This is a genomic window from Streptomyces sp. CB01201, assembly GCF_002803085.1.
GTDB lineage: Bacteria > Actinomycetota > Actinomycetes > Streptomycetales > Streptomycetaceae > Streptomyces > Streptomyces hundungensis.
The window spans coordinates 1-15,599 of sequence record NZ_NNBJ01000025.1 but is presented as its reverse complement, the minus strand read 5'-3'; the positions used below and the strand labels follow the sequence as shown (position 1 = coordinate 15,599).

The window sequence follows — 15,599 nt, the reverse complement described above, 5'->3', positions numbered from 1 at the left end:
CGCTGACGCGTTTGCCGGGGTAACCGGCCGTCTCCATCCCACAGAGGGTGACAGACATCCGGCCGGGCACGGACACCGAACGATCCGCCGCGATAAATCAGGCCGTCCATCACGCCATCATGCTGGGCCAGTCCCGGATCCAGAATCACGCCGCCCGCGGCGGCGACACCGGCCGCACCAGCCCGGGCTCCAGCACACCGGACCGTCCGTCATCCGCTCCCAGGATCTACAGGACCCGTTCCCAGGCGGTGTCGGCCGGTCGGTGTGGAAGGCGGCACGGCAACAGGCGCCTCCACGGCCACGGCCCCACCGGGCTGGGATGGGAAGTCAGGCAGAAAAGGTGCACCTGCCTGTGTGACCACGCCCATGGCCATGTTGGATGCAACGTCACCTTCCAGGAGCCCAGCACAGGGAAGCTCGTCTATTACTCCAACGGCAAGTGGGGACGGATGCTCGACGATGCCCGCCGGCGCGAGACCACCACCGAGATGAACCATGCCGCCTTCAGCCTTGGGAGCTGACAGCTCCCCGGTCACGCTTGGTGCGGAGGCGGCGGCATTGCGAGTCGCGCCAGGTACTTGCCGAGGTGGCGAGCCGCCGCAGTGCTTCTTCCAGACTCGGCTTCGCCCAAGGCATGTTGATGGGGAATTCCGGGGCCTTGCCGGCATCGCTGCCACCAGGCATGCAACCGCTTCATGACCGGAGCCTGCGGTCCAGCCAGCGCCGGAGCGCCGAGCGGCGCGGGTCGGGGATGGTGGGCGCGTACCGGGGCGGAGGCGGTACGGGAGGAACTCCTGGGTGTGGCTGCGCGTCCTGGTCCGGCGCGGAAGCAGGCGGCGCTGGCAGTGAGGAAGGTGACAGGGGTATCCCGTCCGGTTGCGGTGATGTGCACGGTGGTTCATCCGCGCCGTGCAACTCCTTCGCGGACATGACAGCGACGGGCGCCTCCGGCACGGGAACCGGTTCCTCCTGCTGTTCAGCAGCATGTCCGCCTTCACCTTGGGCGTGCGTAGCTCCCGGGTCCGGGTTCACGCGACGCGGGGCGGACGGCGTGGCAGGAGCGGGCGGCAGGGGCGCCCCGGGAGCTTCCCCGTGCGAAGCGGCGGCCGCCGGCTCCTGTGCAGGATCCGCCGGGGCGAGCTGGAACAATTCCGCCTCGTCCAGGACAGATACTGACGGTGTTTCTGCGGGTGCGTGCTGCTCGTACCTGGTGGCCAGAGGAATCGCGGGGCTGGGCTTCACTGCACAGCCTGGCTCCATGCCTCGTTCGACGTCCGCCGTGTCGGACGGGCGCTGCGGGGCCGGCGGGGCGTCAGCCTGCCCCGGGTTCGTGATGGAGGCGGGATCTGCGGCCCGGTTGTCTTCATCGGCGTCGGCTTGGTTCGGCGCTGGGGAAGGTGCAGGTTCGGGACGTGCACGGCGGGCTACAGGCGCCGCGGAGGGCCATGGCGGCAGCGCGGGGAAGGTCTGAGGGGTGCCGTCGGTGTCCCACCGGGCCACCTGCCACGGCTCGCCGATCCAGAGCTGGAGCTCTATCCGCCCCTGGACCCCCTTCGGTGAGGGAAACAGGCGCCAGTTTCCGTATCCGAGGAATTTGCCCGAGCGGGTAGTGGCGCCGATCCAGTCTGCGTTCCCACTGCGCAGGGTCACGTGCAGCGGCAGGAGCCGCCCGCCGACCATGACGGGGTGACGGGGTGACGGGCGACGTACTTGACTATGTAACTGCGCTCGCCGGACTTGCCGTCGACGGCTGATGCTGTCGACGCCGGCCCCCACACAGCGTGCGGGATTTGAGCGTCGGTGCCGTCGATGAGGGCGTGGGCGAGCTGGTGGACGTCATCGCGGCCACGGCAGAACTCCGGCCACTCGATGTCCCGCCGGACGCGGAACGGCTCGCCTGGGTAAACCGGGTAGCCAACCTTGCACCCCCGATGATGCGGCTCACGCGGCCGACCTGCGCGAAGGCCGACCGGGTGATGAAGAGAAGGGCGTAATACGGGTGCAAGATAGGCATACGCGAGTGGGTTCGACGATGCCGCCGCTCCGTCGAGACGGCCGGGGTCAGCCATCGGGGGTTGAGTGAGGGACGGGCCTTGCCGCGCGCTTCGTATCCACGGTGCCGCAGCATCGTTGGGTAGTGCGTCGCCCGGACCGCCCACGCCGCGCCCGCAGCGTGGCCCGCGCGAGGAGATGCAGACAATGTTGCCCGCCCCCGCTACGGATGAAGAGTTCCAGGCGCTGTGCCACGCCACCACCACGGTGGAGATCCCCTCGGATCTCATCCGTTGGCATCCGAACGAGATCACGCAGTGGATCACGGCCGTGGACGACGACGCTCACGCGTCGGATGGCGATGTCCACCGCGCGCACCAGGCCGTCGCCTACGCCTTGGGCATCAACCCTGCCGACCTACCCGGAGCAGCTCCTCGCGGATGCGGATCATCCGTTTCCTGACGTCATGCCGGGCAGGCTCGCATTCCTCCACCGGGCCGGCCCAAGGAAAGGTCGGTCGCTGGACACTGCGGTGGACCGTATCGCGTGACAGTAGTCGTTGTCAGCCACCGGGTCCCGCTCGTCGAACTCCGGGCCCCAGGACAACGGCGGCTACCCCTGCCCGGCGCCCGCTCTCGGCAGGGTCCACCTGCTTCGCCACGGACCGCAGAACTCCAGTCAGCTCGGTGGCCGTCGTTTAGTGCCGCCACCGCTGCCGTTGAGGGGAAGCAGCGTGGCCAGGTGGGCGCCTTTGACCCAGGCGCCCAGAAGGTCGCGGTGGAGAGCGACGATGTCCTGGCGCATCGCCAGGCCGAGCGCGTCCTTGGTGAAGCTGTGGCCGGTGGTGACGAACAGGGCGACGTCCGCGCTGTGTTCGGGGCGTGCAGTGCCGACGAACTCTGCATGTCGTGCGAGGACACGCTGCGGTGCGGGGCGTACTTCTTACACTGGATGACGAGTTTGCGGCCGTCAGAGAGGTAGCCGATGACGTCGGCTCCCAGGTCGCCGCTGCGGCCGCTGACGAAGACTTTCGTGCAGCCGTCCCGGCGGCACAGCGCGGCGATATAGGTCTCGAACTCCTGCCACGACAGGACATCGACCTCCGCCATCGACAACTCCCGTGCCTTCGCTTCCTCCTGGGCGCGCCACTGCCTGTCCCGGCCACTGCCACGCGGTGAGCCCGCCACAGTCCCCAGCTGGCCCCGCCCGCCACCGCGACACCGCCACCAGCACCGGCCACACCGCAGCCCAGTGGGCGGCCAGCCACACCACCGCGCCCACCCCCATGACCGCACCCCAGCCCTGCAACTGCCTGCGCGTCCGCTTCTTCATCCGGCGCCGCCGTCGCTGTGCCCCCATCACTCCCCCACTCCCCCTGCACCCGACTGCTTACGCGGACTCCGACGCTGCCGTGGTCCCTGATGGCGCGTGGTCTCATCGGCCGGCGTGGGTGACGCTGGTCGCGAGCTGTCCCAGGACGTTCAGGATTCCCTGGCCGACAGCGGTCGGCGCGATCAAGACACCCAGAGCCAGCACGATGACGACGGTCAGCTTCTCGTCGAAACGGCTGCGAGCCTCTGTACGCCGGCGCAGCCGCCACACGACGATGACCACGAGCAGCAACGCCACGTTGATGGTCAGCAACCCGCCCCGCCCCCTGCACCGACTGGCCGCCGGTCGCCCCCGAAGGCAGCCCAGCGCCGCCCCACCGTCCCGTGTGTACCGGCACGATGACGGTGCGCGAGGGGCGTTCACCGGTGAATGGCACAAAGCCAGCCCGGCCTTGTCCGAATACCGCGCACAGATCGCCCGCCGACTGGGGCCGTGACGCCCGCCCGTGGCCGCGCCAGCGAGTTCGCGAAGCCGAACCCGCACGCGCCCGGTGCGCTACTTGAGGCGCTGCCCGGTCTCGTCGGCGCACAGTTGGTCGAGCAGTGCTTCGGCGTGTTCGCGGGAATATCCAGCACAGTACGCGGCGGCGCAGAACTGGTAGCGCGTCACGCCCTGCACGATCCAGTGGGGCTGTGTCAGCAGGAAGCCCTTGGCAGCGTCGGGGCTTGTGCGGATACACACCGCGTTCAGCCCGTGCAGGGCCGTCAATACCGGCAGCTCGGGCGAGGCGCCGGGCTGCTGGGCGAGGTAGCAGGCCGCGGTGTCGCCGCCCGTGCCGTAGTGGCCTCTGCTGAGGCCGCGCGGCGGCGAGGTCGTCGTCCCGGTCGCTGCGGCGGTCCGCCAAACGCGACCGGACCGGACACACCAACGCAGGTACAGCACGATGTGGTCGGCGTACGTACGCGCCGTCAACTCCGCCTGATCCCGGCCGAACCGTGCGTGCCGCAAGAACGCATCCGCCGCCGGTCGCCTTAAGCCGAGGCGGCCGTGTCGTCGTGCCGTACTCTGCCTGCGTGGAAATTCTTGCGCAACGTGTTCGGATGGCTACACCAGGTGACGGCATGGCTGTGGGGCGACTGGCGGCCATCGCCCTGGAACACACCCCTAAGGCAGTTCAGAAGCGGGCCCGGCCAGGACGCGATCTGGTCGGGTACATCGAGAAGCGCGGCGGGATCATCCGCACCCGCCATGGCCACACCATCTGCCGAGTAGCCACCGACCACCAGCACAAGGTCATCGGCATGATTCACGTCGGCGCTCCGTTGGATTGGATCGAGGACCATCCGATGGGGCTGCGGCCCGCATTGGGCCGAGCCGTCACCGAGATCGGCATGCTTGCCGTAGATGCAGGGCATCAGGGGCAGGGCGTGGGGGCATCGCTGCTGGCAGCCGTGGAAGCTGACGAGCGTGAGCGTGGCACGGACGTGCTCTTCGCCAAGGTGGCCTGGAGCAACTGGGATTCTCTGCAGTGGTACCGCAAGCAAGGGTTCATTATCGCAGCACCGGGGGCCGATTTCCTGCTCTACACCCCCACGGAGAGACCGGCATCGTTGACCTCAACGACGGCCACGCTCTGACATACAAAGCCGTTCAGCCCGGCGTGCGCGTGCTACAGAAACGAATGCCCGGGCGCTCCGTCCTCCATCTGTCGAACCTGCCAGCGCACTCAAAATACGGCCGGTTGCTGACCAGCTCTACCAGGTCGAAGATGATCTAGAACCTGTTCCGCACCGTCGCCGATGTGGTGGCTCGCTGCTGCTGGAGCACCTGCCCGAGGCCGCCGACTGGAGCGGGCCGCAGATGCCCGCGGTGCTGGACGATCGCGTCGCCGCCGTGCACACCGTCTCGCAGCGGCTGCCTGTCGAAGCTGCCGAGGCCATGGCCGACTTCACCCTCGCGGCCCTCCAAGGCGCTCCGGCGCCGGATTGGATCGCCGACCCAGGAGCGTACGGCGAGGTCCTGGCCGCCCACGCGGACGCCTACGACCCCGGCCTGGTGCCCCTGGACCACCTCGACCTCAAGCCAGAGCACCTACGCCGGCGAGGGGACGGCGAGGTGGTGCTGCTCGACGTGGAGAGCGTGCGCCCGGACGTGACCGGCCTGATCGACGTGGTCACCCTGCCCGCCGTCCTGCGCCAAGCCGGGCACGAGCTGAGTGCCGACCGGGTCCTGGGTCTGTATCTCGACGCTACGGCGGCACGCGGCGCCAACTGGACGGCGGGAACGTTGAAGTCCGCCCTGCGCGCGTACGCGGCGGCCACTGGGCTGGAGAGCCTGCACGGCCTGGACCAGTAGGCGCCGAAGGCCCGGCGCCCGTGACCACCAGCTTCAACGGGCGCCGGGCCTTCGCACGTCCTACGGGCCCTCGATGCCGACGATGGTGCCGAATGGGTCCCGCAGCTGGGCAATCCGTCGGCCCGGCTCGATGGTCAGCGGCCCGCGGCGATGCTCGCAGCCAGCCCCCAGCAGCCGCTCCCGCACCTGGTCGACGTCGTCGACGCTCCAATAGACGACTGGGCTGCCGCCGCCCCGGGGGTTGCGCTCGTCGTCGGCAGGGTGGAAGCCGACCTCGACCCCGCCGATCTCCACCCACGCGTAGACCACCCCGCTGTCACTGACGTCGAGCTTCACCGGAGTGTCGAGAATCTCGCCCCACCACCGGGCCGACGCCTCCGGGGCCTCAGCGAAAGTCATCACGGTACGTACAGCATTGAACACAGCACACCTCGGGGAGAGTCTGCCCCAGGCTGGCGTCAGCCCGCACGGGGCGCCCTTCGCCTGCTCAGCATCGGTTGGCCCCGTTGGGCCCATCGGGGCCAACCAGACCAGCCCCTCCGTCTCCTCCTCCGCCAGGTCCTCCATGACGTCCTCCGGCCTGTGGCGGACAACAGGCGTTGCCGGAGGTGTCCGCTTTGCAGGTCAGCCTGCCTCCAGCACCGTCACGACCCCCGTGGCCGTGCGCCAACTACAGGGAGAGGGAAGGGCAGTGGAGGCAAAGAAGACGGCGGCAGCGGCGGAGACGTACCGGGAGCGGGCGGAGCGCCGGCGGCGGACGCTGGGGAACGGGCGAGGCCCGGGGCGACGGGTGGCAGCGCACCGAGGAGGACGAACACCTGCTCCGACTGGCGACCCGGTACAGCACGCTGACACTCCACCAGGCCGCCTACGCGTGCCGGGGCGGACGGATCGAGGCCGGGCTGCTGCTCCGCAGTGCGGACGTCCGGTGGGGCGCGGACGGTTCTGTGGCCCACCGAGCGCGGGGCCGGATCGCGGGCACCGGGCTGAGCGCCCCGCGGCCGCCGGGCGAGCGGCTGCTGCACCGCCTGGCCGTCGCGGAGGCCGGGATCACGCTGAAGGCGCACGGGTACACCGTGCTCTCCGAGCGGGAGGTGCACGCCGCCGAAGCAGTGCCCGGCCGCGCGGCCGAACTCCTGGAAGCCCTTGGGGTACCCCGGGTACCCGGGGTACCCACCGGCGCTCGCCGCGGAGAGACACTGGCCGTGCCCGTGGGCGCCCACGCCGTGCACTGGCCGGACCTGCTCGTCGTCGAGCCCGACCCGAGGTTCTCGATCGCCGTCGAGGTCGAGCTCACCGCGAAGTCCCCGGCGGCGATCCGGGCGATTCTGCGGGCCTATCGGCAAGCGGGGCGCTGGGTCCTCTACCTGACCACCGAGCCGGTCATCCGCCAGCTGAAGGGCAGCCCGGGCGGGGATGGGTGGTGGGTCGACGGCGTTGCTCAGGAGCTCGGGTTGCTCCCGCGGGGCGAGCCCCGTCCGGGCGTCGGAAGGCTCAGCGTGCGGCCGTTGACCTCCGTGGACCCGGCCGTGGCCCGCCGGGCGTCTGCCGCCCTCACCCGTTCGCCACAAAAGGCTGGTTGACCTGCGGCTTCACGAGAGCACAACCGGGAACACAGCAGAGGACACAGAACAGGACACGGGGACACAGGCGTCGCCGGTGGGGATGGCCCGGGGTGGATAACGCGCAGCTCACGCCCGTTGCCACCCCGGTATCCAGCCGTCGTCAGTCCTCGCCGCCGCGCGCCACACGCAGCGCCCGCAGGGCCGCGGTGAACTCGGCGTCGTCGACGATCTGGAGGAACGGCTGGAGCTGGACGGAGCATTCGCCGACCAGGGAGGCGGCGAACTCCAGCGCCAGGGCCTCGCTGCGCGAGGAGCGGGTCACCGGGACCCGGTACGGGTCAGCAGACGGCCGACCGCGCTCCAATCGACCGAGGGGTGGCGTCCGTCGCGGTCGATCAACGGGCCGCCGGCCGCGACCGCGAGCTCCTGGTCCTCCTCGAAGCGCCGCAGCCAGTACCCGCCGCGGTGAGCCCCGAGGAACCGGGTCGCCGCCTGCATGTACTCATTGCCCACATCCAGCAGCAGCTCCTCGGCGAGCTGTTGGCCCTTACCGTCCACGGCATTGATCATCGACGTCTCCGTTCCCTCGGCAGTCCCGGCCGGGATGGCCGGCACCGCCTCACTGTGCGCGGCCGCCGCCCCGCGGCCGCATCGCACACGCCGGACGAGCTCCCCGATGGCCCTCTCCGCACCCGCGCGCATCCACGGGTCCTCCGCCAGCTCATGCATGGCGTCCCGGCCTCCTTGGTCCCCACCCGCCAGCCTCGAAGCAGCGGTGCTGACTGAGGGGGCCGCCCGATCTCGAAGTGTGCGGGCCGAGCCGGGCCGTCAAGGACGCCTAATTCGTTCTTAGCGGTTCGGGTCAAGCACTTCGCTCGGCCAGAAGCGTTCGAGAGCGAGGATCACGGAAGCCTTAAGGGCGCCCTGGTCGCGATGCCTTAGCCGAAGATTGGCACGGGGTCCTCGTGTTGGGGTGGTGGTCATCCGACTGAATGACCACCACCCACTCGATGATCACTCGTTGGAGTACGTGGTGTGAGCCCGCCGCATGGTGACCTCTCGAAGCGCCTGAGTCCTTGAGCTCTGGAAGAGATCGGGGCCCGTGGGGTGCGCTGGTGTCACGAACGGCTAGTGAGATGTCGGACCGACTGAGTCCTGGAATTAGGGAGCCGCGTGGCCCGCATGTGCTCATCACCAGCATGTTTGACTGCCGGCATGGGGAGGGATCTTGATCTACTGCGGGATCGACTGGGCGGAGAACCACCATGATGTCGCCCTGATCGACAATACGGGCCAGCTGCTGGCCAAGCGCCGGATCACCGATGACGCTGCTGGCTACCGCCTGCTACTGGATCTGCTCGTTGACCACGGTGACAACGAAGACTCCCCAATCCCCATCGCGATCGAGACCTCGCGTGGTCTGCTCGTGGCGGCTCTGCGACAGGGGAGGCGCAACGTGTTCGCGATCAATCCGCTCGCCGCGTCACGCTACCGGGACCGACACAGCGTCTCGCGCAAGAAGTCCGACCCTGGCGACGCCTTGGTCCTGGCGAACATCCTGCGAACTGATATGCCGATGCATCGTCCCCTGCCCGACGACAGCGAACAGAGCCGTGCAATCGCCGTCCTTGCACGGGCTCAACAGGATGCAATCTGGAACCGCCAGCAGATCGCCAACCAGCTCCGTTCCCTGCTTCGCGAGTACTACCCCGCGGCTCTGGACGCGTTCTCCGGCTTGAAGCACAGTCTATGCCGTGCTGAGGCCCGCACACTACTCGCCCTCGCGCCGACGTCGAGGAAATCAGCCATGCTCTCCCGCCCACAGCTCCGTGCCGCTCTCAAACGCGCAGGTCGTAGCCGGGGCATCGAGGATGAAGTCGATCGCCTGCACGGTGTCTTCCGGGCCGACTACCCACACCAGCCTCAGCTGATCGAGGATGCCTTCGGCAAGCAGATGCTCGCTTTGCTTCGCCAGCTGGACGCGGCCTGCGTTGCGGCCGACGAGCTCGAAGAGGCGGCTGAGCAGTCCTTTCGTCAACATCCCGACGCCGAAATCCTGTTGAGCTTCCCCGGCCTCGGAGTCCAGATCGCCGCCAGGGTGCTTGCGGAGATCGGCGACGACCGCAAACGATTCATCGACGCGAGAGCACTCAAGGCATACGCCGGCTCATCCCCCGTTACACGTGCTTCGGGGAAGAAAGAGCAGATCAGCAGGCGATGGGTCAAGAACGACCGGCTCAACCACGCGGGCTATCTATGGGCCTTCTCCGCCTTCCGGCATTCCCCAGGAGCTGAAGCACACTACCGACACCGGCGATTGCAAGGTGACTGGCACGCGGCCGCTCAGCGGCACCTCTTCAACCGCATGATCGGGCAGCTCTACCACTGTCTCCAGAAGGGCCAGCTGTTCGAAGAGCGCGTCGCATTTCCACCAGCTCTTCCGGCTGTGGCTTGACACCTTGGCGTCGTGAGATGTCTTCGGCGTCGTCAAGGCGATGAGCTGCGCTCATCCTTGACTGCCCACCCCGACCCTGAACCTCGGCTGACTATCGGGCGGCCCGGGGAGGCGTGGCATCCCCATGGGGACGAAGGTGCAACTCCGCCGTCCCCATGGCCCATTCCGTGACGCTGGGGGTGGGGAATATCGCGGTTCTGGCCGCGATTCCGTGAATCCCCAGGTAGACGTGCGAGTGCGGGAACGTTTCTCGTAGGGATTGCCCTGGTATGGGGGTCGTGGCGATCGGGGATGTGCTGTTTCCCGGGATCGATGTGCAGGTCACGGCGGTGCACGCCACCGCCGACGAGGTCGTGGTCGAGGCGGCGGCCTGCGGTCGGCCACCGGACTGCCCAAGTTGTGGTCGTTCGGGGCGTCGGGTGCACTCCCGCTACCGGCGCCGACTGGCCGAACGTCCGGTAGCAGGAAAGCAGTTGGTGATCTCGCTGCAGGTGCGGCCGTTCTTCTGCGAGTGGGCCGGGTGCCGACGGCGGACGTTCGTCGAACAGGTCCCTGACCTCAGCGAACGGCACCGTCGCCACAGCGTCGGTCTGCGGCAGTGGACGCGGGCTGTCGCAACGTTCCTCGGCGGGCGCCCCGGTCAACGGCTGTGCCAGACCCTGCAGTTCCCCGCCGGCCGCACCCACCTCCTGGGGTTGCTGGCCGCCCCGCCGGTGGCCGAGCGGGCACCGCGGGTGCTCGGCGTCGACGAGTTCGCCTTCCGCAAGGGATGGCGCTACGGCACCGTCCTGGTCGACGTGGAGGCGGCTCGGGTGGTCGACGTCCTCCCAGACCGGGACGCGGCGACCTTCAGCGCATGGCTGCGCGGACACCCCGGCGCCGAGATCATTTGCCGGGACCGGGCCACGGCCTACTCCACGGCGATCCGCGAAGCCGCCCCCGACGCCCAGGAGGTCGCGGACCGCTGGCACCTGCTTCACAATCTCTCTGCCGCAGTCGAGAAGACCTGTCACCAGCACCGCCCGTGCCTGCGCAAACGGGCCGACGAGGAGCGAGAGGCTGCACCCCGGAAGATCATCAATCCGCTGCCGCCGCCGACCTTGCCGCCTACCAAGATGGCCGTCCGCACCGTCGACCGGTACTCCGACATCCACCGCCTGCTGGGCGAAGGATGCTCCATCTCCGCGATCGCCCGCCGTCTGCACCTGGACCGCAAGACCGTCCGCCACTTCCGCGACACCGATCTCGACACCCTGCTTGCCTCCTCCCGGATGGGGCGCCCCAAAGGGGTGCTGGAGCCCTTCACCGCCTACATCACCGAGCGGTTCACCGAGGGCGTGAGCAGCCCGACCGACCTCTACCGCGAGATCCGCGACCGCGGCTACCAGGGCAGCGACCAGCCCGTCCGCACCTACGTCGCCGGACTGCGGACCGGCACCATCGAACCCGCCCGCGGCGCCGTCCCCCGCCCACACAAGATCACCAAATGGATCATGCTGCCCCGCGGCGCGCTGACGCGTCACGAGGAGGACGAACTCCTGGCCATACGCCTGGCCTGCCCGGACATCGCCCGAGCCTGTGACCTCGCCCGCGCCTTCCACGACCTGCTCCAACACCGCCGCGGACACCAGCTGTTGGCGTGGGTCCGAGAGGTCGAGCGGGAGGCGCCCGCCCCGATCCTCGCCTTCGCGCAGGGGCTGTGCCTCGACCTCGATGCGGTGACCGCCGGCCTCACCCTCCCCTGGAGCTCAGGCATCGTCGAGGGCAACGTCAACCGCATCAAGACCATCAAGCGACAAGATGTACGGCCGAGCCTCGTTCCGCCTCCTCCGCACCCGGATCCTGCTCCGAACATGACCTGGGGATTCACGGAATCGCGGCCAGAACCAATATCGCCGTCGTTCACAACACTCACAATCGCGGCATGAGCCCCTGTGTCCACACTCCGGTGGATGCCTCAGTTCACAGCACCGCCAAGAGTTTCCGCGATGCACCCCGTCTGTTGGCCGCGCCTGGCTATCTTCACCTCCCCGGTTCCGCAGCCAGGAGAGGCAACGTCCATGAGTACCCCGGTCCACCGCACCCCGACACGGCAGTCTGCGGCCGCCCCTACGTCGCCCCGGCAGCGGCGGGATGGGAGTCTATCCGGAAATTCGTTGGAGCACGCCGTCCTGCGGATGCAGTCCGGCGCCGGGAACCGGGCCACGGCTGCGGTGGTGCAGCGCGCCCGGGGCATGGACAAGGGGAAGGTGCCGCAGGCCGGTGGCGGGTCCGCCGGTGCGAAGAGGAGCTATCGCGACGAGATCGCCGCGCTTCTGGACAGGTTCAAAAAGAGTCTTGAGCCCATCGACACCTTCATCAAGGGTGTCCAGACCCCCACCAATGCGGGTTTCACCCAGCAGGCTGCCGCGGCGGCCAACGAGGGTCTCAAGCACTCCGTCGCCGCCTCGGGGACCTCCGCCGCATCGGAGAACCTCCTCACGGAGGTCACCGGCACGGTGGTCAATGGCATGGACGCGTACAAGAACATGAAGGACGCCAAGAAACACGAGAGCGGGGCCGGCCATCACACGGCGAGGAAGAAGACCAAGGTCAAGGGGGCCGACACGGTCATCGGAGCTGCCGGTTCGGCAGGCTACAGCGCCGGCATCGCCAAGGAGGTGACCAAGCTCCACAAGGCGGCGGACGCGGCGGTGGCGTCCGAGGCGAGCGGTATCGCCAGCGCCTCCGTCGGTGCGATCAAGGCCGTACGGGCCGCCTTCCGCGTCGGTGGAGCGGCCAGCAAGTACAAGAAGGTGAAGGAGCTCGGAGATCCTCATCTCGTCCACGCGCAGTCACTGGCCCGGCTGAACGAGTCACGGGAGCAGGCCGAGTGGGCCGCGGCCGAAGCGTACGTCGCGCTGGATGCCTACTGGGACCACGAGGGCCAGGAGCGGCTGGAACTCGTTTCCCAGGCCATCGACGCGGCCTGGGAGGCGACGGGCGAAGCCCGTGACGCCGCCGAGAGCCTGCAGCTCGCGGAAAAAGACGTGGAAAAGCTGAACACGGTGCAGGAGTACGCGAAGAAGAAGCAGCTCACCAAGATCGGCAAGGAGGCCATCGGCGGCGCGTTGGGCGAGTCCACCAAGGCCGCGGCCGGCGTGGTCACGGCCGTCGCGGCGGGAACAGCCGGGCTGGCGAGCAACCCAGTCGGATGGGGCCTCGCCGGGGCCGGGGCCGGCCTCGTTCTCGGCGTCACCCTCTACAAGGCGCTCCGCGCCGCCACCAAACGCTACGAAGAAGCCCGCCACCCCGAGCACTGGGCGCCGGAGAACGAGACCCCGGCCGAGGCCTCATCCCGCACCGAATCACTGCAACACGCCCTGAAGTTCTGGCAGAAAGTGTCCAAGGGAGAACGCCAGGCCATGGCCCGCGAGATCTATAGCCTCGCAGCAGGCCCCGACATTAAAGACGCCGGCAGCACAACCACCGAGATGAGAGACTCCGCACGAGCCCTCCTCATCGCCCTCAAATCAGGCCCCACCAACCACAAGTTGGAACCGGAAGCATGGGCGGCCACCCTCAACGACCCGGCCGAGACAACTGGTTGGATCAAGGAGATAGCGGAACAGTTGGCATCGGGCTGACCACAGCCGAGAACACCCGGATCGGGCATAACCGGCACCCTCGACAGCGCACATTCCGGGGGATCCAGTCACCTGGAACCGCACCTTCGCGCGCCGCAGGACGCCGCCCGACCAAGCAGGAGAACGAGGACGTAAAGACTTATACCGACCGGCAAATGGTGGAGGTAGAAGTCCACGATGCTGTCGCTTTTCTCGGTGCAGCGTCGGAGCCTGCCTCAAGTCGCAACAGGGCTTCGTTGCGGACATCGGGGTCTCTGTCCGCTGCCAGCGTCCGAAGCTGCACGAGCCGTTCGCCGCCCTCCCAACGTTCTCCTGGCGGGATACCGACAGCAGTGAGCGCTTCAACCACGGCTGAGTAGTACTCGCGCACCTCGACGTAACTTCTGGCCCCCGGTCGCCCTTCTCCAGCGTCTCGGTCTCACCCCGCCTCTTACACACCCCCACCCCGCCCTCGCGCCAAGTGACAGTCAGCCCGATCGAGAGTCACCCAGCAAGAAGAGCCGCACCCGCACAGCGGTGTGACTGAGTGCTTCAGTTGGCGGGCTTCGCCCCCGCAGGATCAGAGCGTGAGCACGGGCCGTGTGGAGAAACCCCCGATGAGGTCCTCACCGTCCGGTCCGTACGCGAACCCGGCCATAGCAGCAGGGGCCAGGTTAGCCACGCCGGCATCCGGCCGTAACCCCCGCACACTGACTCGCCGCCGTCTGCGCCATGGACCGCGGTGACGTCGCCGGTCAGCTCCGCGCGGTGGGTGTCGTGCGCGGTACGCAGGCCAAAGGTGTTCATCTGCTCTGAGGACCGGTGAGGGTCCCCGTACGGGATGCCACCGAGCGGGCACTCGTTGCCACACCGGCACCGGCGGAACGTCATCCTGGCGGCGGTGCTCATGGCCGTGGAGGACGAGAATCACGGCTGATGCCCGTCACGTCAGACGGCGGTGAAGCCGCCGTCTGCGGGTACCACGGCTCCGGTGATGAAGCTGGAGCGTGGTGAGGCGAGGAAGCAGAGAACCTCGGCGATCTCTTCGGGCTGTGCGACTCGGCCCAGGGGCTGGGCGTCGGCGAACGACGCGAGGTAGGCGCGGCTGTCGGGGCGGATCGTGTCGAGGAAGTCGGTCTCGATGACGCCTGCGGCGACAAGGTTGGCGCGGATGCCCCATGGTCCGCCTTCGACGGCGAGCACCTTGGTGAGTTGGGCCAGAGCACCCTTGGACGCGCTGTAGGCGGCGCCTTCGGGCAGGGCGACCGTGCCGGCAGAGAATCCGGTGCTGACGATGCTCCCGCCGCCACGGCTCCGCATGGCCTGGAAGGCTTCTCGGGCGAAGAGGAAGGATCCGCGGGCGTTCACGGCCATCACGGTGTCCCAGTCCTCGGCGGTGGTTTCGGTGATGGGTTTGTTCAGGGTGCGTCCGGCGTTGTTCACCAGAATGTCCAGTCCTGCGAAGGCGTCCAGCGCCGCGCGAACCGCGCGGACGGCGGTCTCCTCTCGCGTGATGTCACCTCGCATCACGAGTACGCCGGGGAATTCGTCCTGCAGGGTCGTGACATCGGCACGCAGGTCGACGGCGACGACGCGGGCGCCACGGGCATGGAGCAGTACCACGGTCTCTTTGCCCACGCCGCGCGCGGCCCCGGTGACCAGGGCGGCCTTCCCTGCGAACTCGGATGCTTCGGCGGACACTACGGTGGGCGTCATGATGAGGTTCTCTCATAAAGACTAAGAAGCCGTTGTCTTACCGAATGTGATCGGCATGTTTTCGCAGGTCAGGAATAGTTCCGGCGTCGGTGAGGCAGGGTCTGGAGCGTCGGATCGTGTCCTTGTTGGAGGTGCCGGATGGTGTCGCTGGTGGGTCTGCTGGAGGAGCGGGAGCTGGCTGAGCGGGAGCGCGTGGAGGTGCTGCGTGAGCAGGCCGACCGGATCCTGGCGGAGCTAGCGGAGACGGAGACGCGCTGGCAGGAGTGGGTGATCGCACGGCATCGGGTCGATGAGGTGCTGGCGCCCGTGGCGTCGGCGCCGCCACCTGAGTCGGAGCCGGTCGGACAGGCTGAGGCGCAAGAATTGCCGCACGAACCGGGCTCCCCACCACACAGACCATGATCAACAATCAAGATCTCGGCGAGCCACCGCCAACCATGCACGCGCTCGTTAATCGCGAAGCGTGCATCACAGTCCCGGCTGCTGAACGATCAGGGCCGTCAGAGTGGGGCTACTCCTAGGGGGTGTCCGGAAAGTCATGGGAGCCAGAGCCGCAGGCAGGCGAGGGTGACCATGGCC

At 68.3% G+C, this 15,599-nt stretch carries 16 protein-coding genes; 9 read left to right on the top strand and 7 right to left on the bottom strand.

The window, feature by feature from the left end:
* The first annotated feature begins 47 nt into the window (after positions 1 to 47).
* Positions 48 to 521 carry a hypothetical protein gene (locus CG740_RS40035; protein WP_159030499.1) on the top strand — a complete coding sequence of 158 codons (474 nt, stop codon included), beginning with the start codon at positions 48 to 50 and terminating at the stop codon, positions 519 to 521.
* Between the two features lie 1,678 nt (positions 522 to 2,199).
* Complete coding sequence (locus CG740_RS35215; protein WP_100579395.1) at positions 2,200 to 2,454, top strand: hypothetical protein; 255 nt, start codon at positions 2,200 to 2,202, stop codon at positions 2,452 to 2,454.
* A 2-nt stretch (positions 2,455 to 2,456) separates the two neighbouring features.
* Here CG740_RS35215 and CG740_RS40585 read toward each other — a convergent pair whose 3' ends face one another.
* The 3 genes from CG740_RS40585 to CG740_RS35200 form a co-directional block, all read right to left on the bottom strand.
* Complete coding sequence (locus CG740_RS40585) at positions 2,457 to 3,101, bottom strand: restriction endonuclease (protein ID WP_442802872.1); 645 nt, start codon at positions 3,099 to 3,101, stop codon at positions 2,457 to 2,459.
* 325 nt (positions 3,102 to 3,426) lie between these two features.
* Positions 3,427 to 3,636 carry a hypothetical protein gene (locus CG740_RS35205; RefSeq protein WP_100579394.1) on the bottom strand — a complete coding sequence of 70 codons (210 nt, stop codon included), beginning with the start codon at positions 3,634 to 3,636 and terminating at the stop codon, positions 3,427 to 3,429.
* Between the two features lie 243 nt (positions 3,637 to 3,879).
* The gene (locus CG740_RS35200) at positions 3,880 to 4,332 is read right to left on the bottom strand and encodes a hypothetical protein (RefSeq protein WP_100579393.1); all 453 of its coding nucleotides are present in this window, start codon (positions 4,330 to 4,332) and stop codon (positions 3,880 to 3,882) included.
* A 65-nt stretch (positions 4,333 to 4,397) separates the two neighbouring features.
* Between CG740_RS35200 and CG740_RS35195 the strand changes: the two genes are divergently transcribed.
* Complete coding sequence (locus CG740_RS35195) at positions 4,398 to 4,961, top strand: GNAT family N-acetyltransferase (protein WP_159030498.1); 564 nt, start codon at positions 4,398 to 4,400, stop codon at positions 4,959 to 4,961.
* A gap of 223 nt (positions 4,962 to 5,184) precedes the next feature.
* A complete protein-coding gene (locus CG740_RS35190; RefSeq protein WP_100579391.1) occupies positions 5,185 to 5,679 on the top strand; it encodes a hypothetical protein in 495 nt (164 codons plus the stop codon).
* A gap of 60 nt (positions 5,680 to 5,739) precedes the next feature.
* Here the strand turns inward: CG740_RS35190 and CG740_RS35185 are convergent, their stop codons facing one another.
* Complete coding sequence (locus tag CG740_RS35185) at positions 5,740 to 6,078, bottom strand: VOC family protein (RefSeq protein ID WP_234376668.1); 339 nt, start codon at positions 6,076 to 6,078, stop codon at positions 5,740 to 5,742.
* 548 nt (positions 6,079 to 6,626) lie between these two features.
* Here CG740_RS35185 and CG740_RS35180 point away from each other — a divergent pair.
* Positions 6,627 to 7,262, top strand: a complete 636-nt coding sequence (locus CG740_RS35180; protein WP_100579390.1) for a hypothetical protein — start codon at positions 6,627 to 6,629, stop codon at positions 7,260 to 7,262.
* A 142-nt stretch (positions 7,263 to 7,404) separates the two neighbouring features.
* Here CG740_RS35180 and CG740_RS40030 read toward each other — a convergent pair whose 3' ends face one another.
* Together CG740_RS40030 and CG740_RS35175 are read right to left on the bottom strand one after the other, a co-directional pair.
* Positions 7,405 to 7,566 (bottom strand): hypothetical protein, encoded by a 162-nt coding sequence (locus CG740_RS40030; RefSeq protein ID WP_159030497.1) that lies wholly within the window; start codon positions 7,564 to 7,566, stop codon positions 7,405 to 7,407.
* Positions 7,563 to 7,973 carry a hypothetical protein gene (locus CG740_RS35175; RefSeq protein ID WP_100579389.1) on the bottom strand — a complete coding sequence of 137 codons (411 nt, stop codon included), beginning with the start codon at positions 7,971 to 7,973 and terminating at the stop codon, positions 7,563 to 7,565. Before CG740_RS35175 ends, CG740_RS40030 begins: the two co-directional genes overlap by 4 nt.
* Before the next feature lie 499 nt (positions 7,974 to 8,472).
* Here CG740_RS35175 and CG740_RS35170 point away from each other — a divergent pair, with 499 nt between their 5' ends.
* From CG740_RS35170 to CG740_RS35160, 3 genes are all read left to right on the top strand, one after another.
* A complete protein-coding gene (locus CG740_RS35170) occupies positions 8,473 to 9,699 on the top strand; it encodes an IS110 family transposase (RefSeq protein WP_100579388.1) in 1,227 nt (408 codons plus the stop codon).
* Between the two features lie 269 nt (positions 9,700 to 9,968).
* Complete coding sequence (locus CG740_RS35165; protein WP_100579387.1) at positions 9,969 to 11,627, top strand: ISL3 family transposase; 1,659 nt, start codon at positions 9,969 to 9,971, stop codon at positions 11,625 to 11,627.
* A gap of 228 nt (positions 11,628 to 11,855) precedes the next feature.
* Complete coding sequence (locus CG740_RS35160; protein ID WP_234376667.1) at positions 11,856 to 13,325, top strand: hypothetical protein; 1,470 nt, start codon at positions 11,856 to 11,858, stop codon at positions 13,323 to 13,325.
* Between the two features lie 927 nt (positions 13,326 to 14,252).
* On the opposite strand, the gene CG740_RS35155 is transcribed toward CG740_RS35160, so the two are convergent.
* The gene (locus CG740_RS35155) at positions 14,253 to 15,020 is read right to left on the bottom strand and encodes an SDR family NAD(P)-dependent oxidoreductase (RefSeq protein WP_100579385.1); all 768 of its coding nucleotides are present in this window, start codon (positions 15,018 to 15,020) and stop codon (positions 14,253 to 14,255) included.
* A gap of 138 nt (positions 15,021 to 15,158) precedes the next feature.
* Between CG740_RS35155 and CG740_RS35150 the strand changes: the two genes are divergently transcribed.
* Positions 15,159 to 15,422 carry a hypothetical protein gene (locus tag CG740_RS35150; protein ID WP_100579384.1) on the top strand — a complete coding sequence of 88 codons (264 nt, stop codon included), beginning with the start codon at positions 15,159 to 15,161 and terminating at the stop codon, positions 15,420 to 15,422.
* Positions 15,423 to 15,599 lie beyond the last annotated feature (177 nt).

Bases quoted from the DNA above. Each gene is read 5' to 3' on its own strand.
- CG740_RS35190 (WP_100579391.1), top strand. From the start codon at position 5,185: ATGCCCGCGGTGCTGGACGATCGCGTCGCCGCCGTGCACACCGTCTCG.
- CG740_RS40585 (WP_442802872.1), bottom strand. From the start codon at position 3,101: ATGGCGGAGGTCGATGTCCTGTCGTGGCAGGAGTTCGAGACCTATATC.
- CG740_RS35150 (WP_100579384.1), top strand. From the start codon at position 15,159: ATGGTGTCGCTGGTGGGTCTGCTGGAGGAGCGGGAGCTGGCTGAGCGG.
- CG740_RS35155 (WP_100579385.1), bottom strand. From the start codon at position 15,020: ATGACGCCCACCGTAGTGTCCGCCGAAGCATCCGAGTTCGCAGGGAAG.
- CG740_RS35215 (WP_100579395.1), top strand. From the start codon at position 2,200: ATGTTGCCCGCCCCCGCTACGGATGAAGAGTTCCAGGCGCTGTGCCAC.
- CG740_RS35185 (WP_234376668.1), bottom strand. From the start codon at position 6,078: ATGACTTTCGCTGAGGCCCCGGAGGCGTCGGCCCGGTGGTGGGGCGAG.
- CG740_RS35175 (WP_100579389.1), bottom strand. From the start codon at position 7,973: ATGCATGAGCTGGCGGAGGACCCGTGGATGCGCGCGGGTGCGGAGAGG.
- CG740_RS35165 (WP_100579387.1), top strand. From the start codon at position 9,969: ATGGGGGTCGTGGCGATCGGGGATGTGCTGTTTCCCGGGATCGATGTG.